Source organism: Sphingomonas sp. 2378 (assembly GCF_038084995.1).
Taxonomy (GTDB): Bacteria; Pseudomonadota; Alphaproteobacteria; order Sphingomonadales; family Sphingomonadaceae; genus Sphingomonas.
This window is the reverse complement of sequence record NZ_JAXCMJ010000036.1, coordinates 26,579-35,247: the sequence shown is the minus strand read 5'-3', so window position 1 is coordinate 35,247 and position 8,669 is coordinate 26,579. Positions and strand designations below refer to the sequence as shown.

Annotated in this window: 5 protein-coding genes; 3 read left to right on the top strand and 2 right to left on the bottom strand. The window is 68.8% G+C overall.

Going from position 1 to position 8,669, the window contains the following annotated elements; translation table 11 throughout:
- A partial coding sequence (locus SM191_RS15175; RefSeq protein ID WP_341506935.1) for a TonB-dependent receptor domain-containing protein occupies positions 1 to 2,011 on the bottom strand: 2,011 nt, incomplete at its 3' end.
- A gap of 222 nt (positions 2,012 to 2,233) precedes the next feature.
- Positions 2,234 to 3,394 carry a glycosyltransferase gene (locus SM191_RS15170; RefSeq protein WP_341506934.1) on the bottom strand — a complete coding sequence of 387 codons (1,161 nt, stop codon included), beginning with the start codon at positions 3,392 to 3,394 and terminating at the stop codon, positions 2,234 to 2,236.
- A gap of 654 nt (positions 3,395 to 4,048) precedes the next feature.
- Here SM191_RS15170 and SM191_RS15165 point away from each other — a divergent pair.
- The 3 genes from SM191_RS15165 to SM191_RS15155 all read left to right on the top strand — a co-directional run bounded on the left by SM191_RS15165 (position 4,049) and on the right by SM191_RS15155 (position 8,626).
- The gene (locus SM191_RS15165) at positions 4,049 to 5,572 is read left to right on the top strand and encodes an ArnT family glycosyltransferase (protein WP_341506933.1); all 1,524 of its coding nucleotides are present in this window, start codon (positions 4,049 to 4,051) and stop codon (positions 5,570 to 5,572) included.
- A gap of 55 nt (positions 5,573 to 5,627) precedes the next feature.
- Positions 5,628 to 7,148 carry a family 43 glycosylhydrolase gene (locus SM191_RS15160; RefSeq protein ID WP_341506932.1) on the top strand — a complete coding sequence of 507 codons (1,521 nt, stop codon included), beginning with the start codon at positions 5,628 to 5,630 and terminating at the stop codon, positions 7,146 to 7,148.
- Positions 7,149 to 7,432: 284 nt separating this feature from the next.
- Positions 7,433 to 8,626: a Fic family protein gene (locus SM191_RS15155; RefSeq protein WP_341506931.1), complete on the top strand. Its 1,194-nt coding sequence runs from the start codon at positions 7,433 to 7,435 to the stop codon at positions 8,624 to 8,626.
- Positions 8,627 to 8,669: the final 43 nt, after the last annotated feature.

Genomic DNA, 8,669 nt, shown 5'->3' with positions numbered 1-8,669 from the left:
CGGCGGGCGGGGGCGGGCTCTTGCCCAGCCGGGTCTGGAGATTGACCGCGATCCGCAGCTTGCGCTCCCGCTCGAACGCCAGATTGACCGGGCGCAGATCGACGCTGACCAACTGGCCCAGCGCGTCGCGGAGGAAAAGGTCGGGAAAGACGCGCTGAAAGGCTGGCGTCGCCCCGCCCAGCGAGGCCGCCTGATTGTCGATCCGCGTGTCGAGATAATCCAGCCCGAAGCGGATGTCCTTGTCCCTGACCGGCTGGACCGCGATGCCCAGCGTCGTGACCCGCCGCTTTTCGGGCGCCAGATCGGGATTGCCGCCCATGATCGTGGTGACCAGCGTCGAGCGCCCCGTCACGAAGTCGAAAAAGGGGATGTTGGGCGTCGCCAGCACCGGCGCGACCAGTTGCGTCACGGCGGGCGCGGCCTGTGCGATGCTGACCGAGGCGTTGAGCTGGACGGGGCGGAACGGCGTCCAGTTCAGCCCGATATTGGAATTGCTCAGCCGCCCGAAATCCGACACCTGCGACACGCCCGCCATGCCGTCCAACTGCAATTCGCCGAGAAAGCCCAGCGAGCCCTCGCGCGCCGAGGCGAGGGGCAGGCTGGCATTGACGCTGGCCCCGCGCGTGGTGCGGCCGACGCCATCGTCGGGCAGCGCCAGGCTGGTGGTCGCGCGGCTGTCGATCCGGGCATAATCGGTGGTGACGGTCAGCAGCGCGTCGCCCGCGGGCAGATGGACGACGGGGCCGTTGGCGGTCGCCTTGATCCCCAGCGTGTCGGACGCCGCTCGGCTCCGGTTGCGGGTGCGAAGGGCAGCGGTCGCGGGGTCGATCGCCGCCATCGGGTCCCCGCCCGCGTCGATCGCCGCCTGAAGCGCGTTCAGCGGCACTCCCGTCTCGGAATTGCTGCGCGACGCCAGCCGGTCGTAATTGCCCGTCACCGCCCAGCTCCAGCGGCGGACGGTGCCGGTCAGCGAACCGCCCGCGTGCAGCGCCATGCTGGTCGTCCGCTGGCGCAGCACGCTGTCGGGCAGATAGCGATAGAGGAGGGTGTCATCGGCGAAGGGAAAGCCCCCCAGCCCGCCGGGCACGCGCAGCAGGGCGGGGGCAAGGCCGTTCAGTCCGCGCGTCTGGACCGCCGCCATCGACAGCATCACCGACCCCGACACCGTCTTGCCGAGCGGCGAGGCCAGGCTCGCCTCGCTATGGATCGTGTCGCTCAGCGGCTGGAGCGTGCGATAGGGCCCCAGATCGGTGACCCCCGCCGGGCTGTTCGCATAGGCGGCGAGCGTGCCCCGCATCGCCGGATCGACCGGCACCCCGGCCACAGTGACGCTCCGCCCCGCCAACAGGTCCAGGCGGGAGTCGAGGCTCGCCCCGTCGACCCCGGTCACATTGCCGCCGCCCGCGAACAGCGTGTCGGGATCGGGTACGATATCGCGCTGGCTCTGCAACACCGGGTCCTGCCGCAGATGCGAGACGTTGAAGGTCAGGCGGCGCGGCCCGTCGATCCGGGCCGAGGTGACTTCGCTATATTTGGTGCCGCCCCCGCCCTCGGTCGTGATGCCGGGCAGGAGCTGGACCGTGACCGCGCGGAATCTCTTCTTGGTGATGAAGTTCATCACCCGGACATTGGGCGGATAGCCGAAGCGCGCCGCCTCCTGCTCGGGCAATATCTCGATCCGCTCCATCGCCTCATAGGGCAGGCTCTGGAATTCGGCGAAGCCCGAGACGCGCCGTCCGTTGAGCAGCATCACCGGCTCGCCCCCGCCGGACGAACTGGTCAGCGCCTTCACCCGCTTGAGCAACTCGGTCAGATTGGGGGCGCCCATGGCGTCCAGCGCCTGGGCATCCAGCACCGCGACCGGCTCGACCGCGCCGATGACGGAGCCGGGGATGCGCTTGCCGGTGACGGTGACTTCGGCGGGCGGAGCGCCCATATCGGTCTGGGCGAAGGCCGGGGCCGACAGGCCCAGGGCGACGACCGACCATGCCGCGCGGCGCTTCGGCCGCACGCTCCCCTTAGCTCGCATCGTCCAGCCACTCCCATCGCCGACGTGAAGGCGGCAGATACTGTGGCAACCATGTCACAATTATGGCATTTTTTGAGAGAAGCTTGACATACTCTCAAAACACTTCGGCGCGACAGACAATATTGAGCATCAGGAAAGACTTGAACGAGCAGGGCGGCGCGGGGATTTTCTCCTGCCGCCTCTTCGCGGGCGGTGCGAACCCGCTCAGTTCGTCGGGACGACCGGTTCGGCGATCAGCGGGGCGGGGGCCCTTTTGCTGCGAAGGACGCCGCGCATCACGCGCACATAATGGTCCGCGCCATGCTCGATGGTGAAGCGTCGCGCCTGGTGCAGCGTGCGCCGGGCGTCCTGGGCGTGGGGACGCGCCGTGGCGATCGCGTCGGCGAAGGCGGCCTCGTCGCCGACCGGGACCAGCGTCCCCAGCGCGCCCTGCTGCAACAGCGCCGCCATCGACCGGCTGCAATCGGTGGCGATGATGCCGATATTGGCGGCCAGCCCCTCCAGGATCACCGCGGGCACGCCCTCATAGTGCGAGGACAGCAGCAGCATGTCGTACTGCCCCAGCAGCGCGGCGGGATTGGTGACATAGCCCCGGAAATCGACCCGGTCGGCGATGCCCAGCGTCACCGCCAGCGCCTCCAGCGCGGGTCGCTCCGGCCCGTCGCCGAACAGGGTCAGCGTATCGTGCGCGCGGGCCCCGCGTGCGAACCCGCGCAGCATCAGCGCGAGATTCTTCTGCGGGGCCAGCCGCGCGATGGTGGCGAAACGGCGTCCGTCCGAGCGGATCGGCGCGGGGAGCGGCTCGCGCAACGCCATGATCTGTGCCTCGGACAAGGCCGGGTCGGGGATGATCGCCACGCGGGCGGGGGAGACGCGCACGCCCTGCACGATCTCGGCGCGCATCGGCTTTTCCATGCCGACGAAATGGTCGATCGCCAGCCCCTGGATGCGCAGCCAGATACGATAGAAGGCCCGATAGAGCCGCGAGGCGTCGGTCCGGTCCAGATTGTTGCTGATCTTGGCGACCACCGGCGGGCAGTCGCGACCCAGGATCAGCTTCAGCATCACCGCGACAAAGGCATAGGTGTTGCCCGCACAGAACAGCATGTCGGGCCGCACCGCGCGCACGACGCGCGGCAGGGTGAGGACCATCCAGATCGTCTCCCAATGCGCGATCCCCGGCCAGCGGCGGGGCGGCGTCACGAAATCGAGCCCCGCGCCGACATCCTCGGCCATCGCGCCATCGGTCCGCCCCAGGAAGAGCGGCGCATCGATCCCCGTCTCCCGCCAGCGACGAACCAGGCGCAGCGCGATCCGCTCCACCCCGCCGGGCTCGAAACTGTGCAGGAAGGTCAGGACGCGCAAAATGCCGCCCGCTTCGCCCGAAGCCGTGCCCCATCACCCGAACGTCGCGGAAATCGCCCCATCGCTCCACCCATAGATCGGCCAGGGAAAATGGTCGACACCGCCCCTATAATCGGTCGTGAAGCCTCTGTCATGTTGGGGGATTCTATGGCCCGTCCCGTTTCGTCACTCGGGAGCGGATCGGCATTTATTTTTCACGCGAAGACGCGAAGGCGCGAAGAATGTGTTCGCGCGGAGGCGCGGAGGACGCAGAGAGGTCGTGCACGGGGCGTCGGCAGTCCATTTTCCTCATCCGACGTTTTGGCGAGGCGCTGCCGCGCGAGCCTGATTCCTCTGCGTCCTCCGCGCCTCTGCGCGCAAAAAAAGGCGACGTCGCCCGGATTTCAGGCCGGATCGACATTCCCCATTCCTCCCCTGCAAGGAGTGGCAGGTGGATTGCCTCCCAGGCAATCCAGATCATGCCGGGGGCATGATCGACCTGCCACTGGGGACCATGCGAAGCATGGTGGAGGGGTGTCCCCCTATCGAGAGCGCGACACCCCTCCGTCAGGCCTTCGGCCTGCCACCTCCCCTTGCAGGGGAGGAATGGGGGAATGTCCATCAGCGCCAATTCCCGCTTGCCTTCGCGCCCAAAGCCACCCACCCGCCGACAGGATGAACGACGCAAGCGGACAGGGGCGCGGGATCGGGTCTGTCGCCACCTTGGGGCTGTTGACCCTGGTGGCGCTGATCGTGCGGGCGCAGGCTTTGGGCAATCCGGTGATCGGGTTCGACGAGCAATTCTATCTGCTGGTCGGCGACCGGATGCTGCACGGCGCGCTGCCCTATGTCGATATCTTCGACCGCAAGCCGATCGGGCTGTTCCTGCTCTATGCGGGCGCGCGGACGCTGGGGGGAGACGGATTCCTTGCCTATAAGCTGGTCGCGACCGGCTTCGTCGTCGCCACCGCCTACGGGGTGCAGCGGATCGCGCGGGCCTTCGCCCCGCCTATGGCCGCGATCGGGGCGGCGATCCTCTATATCTTCTGGCTGAACCTGATGGAGGGGGAGGGGGGGCAGTCGCCCGTCTTCTACAATGCGCTGATCCTGGTCGCCGCAGCGATGATGCTGCGCGCGGTGGAGCGGCGCGCGTCGCTCTTCGCCTGTGGGGCGGGCGCGATGGCGGCGATCGGGCTGGCGCTCCAGATCAAATATTCGGTGCTGCCCGAAGGGTTCGCCTTTGGCTGTATCCTGCTCTGGTGTGGGTGGCGCGATCGGATGGCGCCGGTCCGGCTGGCGGGGATGGCGCTGGCCTGGGTCGCGCTGGCGCTGTTGCCGACTTTGGCCGCCTGGGGGGCCTATGCCGCGATGGGGGAGGGGCAGGCCTGGCTCTTCGCCAATTTTCTCTCGCTCGGCGGACAGGCGGCGCGGCCCCTCGCGACCGAGCTGGAGGGGCTGGCCGCCTGTGTCGGCATCCTGCTGCCGCTCGCCCTCGTCATCGCGCTGGGGCGGCCATGGCGGCATGTCGCGGCGGAGCGGCGGGAGGGGTTTCGCTTTTTGCTGGTCTGGCTGGCGGTGACGGCGGTCGCGGTGCTGCTCTATGGCCGGTTCGGCAGCCCGCATTATGCCATGCCCATCGTCCTGCCCGCGACCATCGTCGCCGCACCGGTGCTGGGCCGCTGGCGGCGCGGGTGGCTGGCGGCGCTGGTCGCGGTGATCGCGCTGGCGGGGCAGGTCGTGCTCGCCTTGAGCGAACGCGCCAAGGGCGGTCGCGCCGAGGCCTTGGCCGTCGCGCGCGCCGCCCTCCCCGAACGGGGGCCGGGCCGAGGCTGCCTCTATGTCTATGACGGCTACCCCGCGCTCTACATGCTGACCCATAGCTGCCTGCCGTCGAAATGGGTGTTTCCCGGCCATCTCAACACGCTGGACGAAGCGAGCGCGAGCGCGATCGGCACCGATCCCGTCGCCGAGGTCCGCCGCATCCTGGCCGCGCGACCGGGGGCGATCGTCGACGACTATCCGCGCTTCGAGTTCGGCAACCCCGCGACACGCAAGGTGCTGGGCGAGGTGCTGGCCCGGGACTATCACCTCGCCGCCTGCGTCCCCACCGGGCCGAGCCGGGTGCGGCTGGTCTATCGACGCGGGCCGGGGCCCATGCCCGCCCATTGCCCGAGCGAGGCGATGCTGGCGATACGCTGACCAGGAACCGTATACGATATCGACAAGTCTGGCGGGGTTCGTCAGGATGGCGATCATGATCCCCGTCCTCCTCGCAGCACTTCTCGCCCCCTCGACGCCAGAGACGGTCCGCACGACCGGCAATCCGATCCTGTCCGACGGACGCTATTACTCCACCGACCCTGCGCCGCTGGTCGATGGCGATACGCTGTGGATCCTGGCGGGGCGGGACGAAGCGCCCGATGGGGTCAACGACTTCATCATGAACGAGTGGCAGTTGCTGTCGACCAAGGACCCCGCGAGCGGCGTGTGGCGGCATTTCCCCGCCATCGCCCGGCCGGAGGCGGTCTTCGCCTGGGCCGAGCCGGGCCGCGCCTATGCCGGGCAGATCGTGAAGGGGCGGGACGGGCGCTTCTATCTCTATGCCCCGGTGCTCCAGCGGGCGGGGGATGCCAGGGACCGGTTCGCGATCGGCGTGGCCGTCGCCGACCGCCCGACCGGGCCGTGGCGCGATGCGCATCCTTCGGGCCCGATCATCTCGCAGCAGACGCCCGTCGCCAACGACATCCAGAATATCGACCCCAGCGTGCTGATCGACGATGACGGGCGCGTCTATATCTATTGGGGCACCTTCGGGCGGCTGCGCGCGATGGAGCTGGCCCCCGACATGGTCACCCCCAAGGGGCCCGAACAGGTCGTCACCGGGGCGACCGGTTTCTTCGAGGCGCCCTGGATCATGAAGCGGCGCGGCACCTATTATCTGCTCTATGCCGCCAATAATGCCGGGCCGGACAGCCCCTGCACCCCGACGCTTTATCATGCGTGCCAGGCCTATGCCTCCGCGCCGTCGCCGATGGGGCCATGGACCTATCGCGGGGTGGTGCTGCGCCCGGTATCGTCCACCACCTCCCATGCGGGGGCGGTGGAGTATAAGGGGCGCTGGTATCTGACCTATCATACGGCGGATGCGAAGGGCGGGGGGCATTTCCGCCGTTCGGTCGCGCTCGATCCGATGGACTGGGACGACAGCGTCTCGCCCCCCGCCATCCGCCCGGTCACGCCGAGCAGGGCGCCCGCTCCGCTGCCTCCACCGACCCGCAACATCGCCCCGAGCGCCCGGGCCAGCGCGTCGAACCAGCCGGTGCCGGTGCAATATTGGATCGCCGCGCTCAACGACGGCAAGGTCCGCCGCGCGCCGCTGCCCCCCGATATGTGGGGCAACTGGACGCGGGCGAACCCCGCCGGCGCCTGGATCGAGTATCGCTGGCCCCGCGCCGTCACGCTGAACGCCAGCCGCATCCGCTTCTTCGCCGACCATCCCGCCGGGGCCGGGGAGGGCGTCGCCCCGCCCGCCGCCTGGCATCTGGAATATTGGGACGGCGGATGGAAGCCGATCGCAGGCACCTATCCCACCGGCACGGACGGGTTTCAGGAGGTCCGCTTCCGACCCGTCACCACCCGCTGCCTGCGCGCGGTGCTGGAGGCGTCGGGGTCGAAGGACCGCCATGCCGGGCTGGCCGTGGAGGAATGGGAGGCGCTGTCACCGGGTATCGCCAAGCCGATGCCGCGTCCCGACGCCATGCCGTCATCCTGCTGATCCGCTGCGGTGAAATGGCGTCGCACCTGTCATTCACTCTTTCCCCTTGCAGGGGAGGGAGGCGGGGCGGCCTGGGGCCAATCGACATTCATGCTCCTTCTTCCCTCTCCCCTCTGAGAGGGGCGAGGGAAGAAGGGCATGTCTGAATCTCGATCCGGCCTGGAGAGCGGGCGGTCCTACAAAGCTGACTATGCGCCCCACGCGATTTGCTTCATTATGGTTTTCCCTATAACCCTAAACAAGGCCCGTCCGAACGGCGTCCTGTTCAAGCTTATGAGGAGCCGATGCGCCGGGACGATCTTTGCCATGCGGTTCGCGAGCGGCTCCAGCGGCTGCCCGAGCCGCATGCCGCGCATTATGGCGTGGTCCCGCTGCCGCCCCCGGAGGAGGGCATCCCGCTGGGCACCGCCATGGCCAGCCACCAGCGCGCGATCGAGGCGCTGGCACGAGTGCGTGCGCTCGCGGCGGACATGGCCGATCCCTATGTCGTCAGCCGCCTGCTCGTCCGGCGCGAGGCGGTGAGCAGTTCCTCGATCGAGGGGACGAACAGCACGCTCGACGAACTCCTTTCGCTGGAAGAGGAGGCGGGCGAGGAGCAGCGCGACGCCGCGCGCCAGGTGCGCGACTATGCGCTGACGCTCGACCGGCTGATCCCGCGCGCGGCGGGGGAGGGGCCCGCCCTCTTCACCCCCGAACTGGTCGCCGAGCTTCATCGCGAGGTGATGCGAAGCGACCCCCGCTATGCCGATGCGCCGGGTGCGCTGCGCACCCATGTCGTGTGGATCGGGGGCGGGGGGCATGACATCGCCTATTCCACCTATAATCCCACCCCGCCCGACAGGATCCACGCCTGTCTGGCCGAGAGCATGGCCTATATGCGCGGCCAGGGGATGCAGGTGATGACGCAGAGCATCGTCGCGCGGCTGGCCATCGCCCATGCCCATTTCGAGGCGGTCCACCCGTTCCGCGACGGCAATGGCCGCGTCGGGCGGCTGCTGATGCCGCTGATGATGGCGGCGGACGGCCAGGTCCCGCTCTATCTCTCGCCCTATATCGAGGCGAACCGACAGGCCTATCATGACAGCCTGAAGGCCGCGCAGCAGCGGCTGGACTGGAGCGCGGCGATCGCCTTCATCGCCGATGCCATTACGGGCACGGTCGACGAACTGATGGTCACCCGCGCCGCCCTGACGCGGCTGGTCGCCGCCTGGCACGGGCGACGCGCCTTTCGGCGCAACTCCGCCGCGTCGCGCGCGCTGCCGCTGCTGGCCGATTATCCGGTGATCACCGCCAGGCGGCTGGGCGAGCGGCTTCGGGTCTCCGCCCCCAGCGCGCATGGTGCGATCGAGCAACTGGTCCAGGCCGGAATCCTGCACGAACGCACCGGCTATAGCCGCAACCGCGTCTTCGCCGCGACCGAGGTGCTGGGCATCCTCAACCGTCCCTTCGGCGCCGAGCCGATCGAGGACGTGCGATAGGGGCGACGGGAGCTATCGCATATCCTCGATCTTCAGGTTCCTG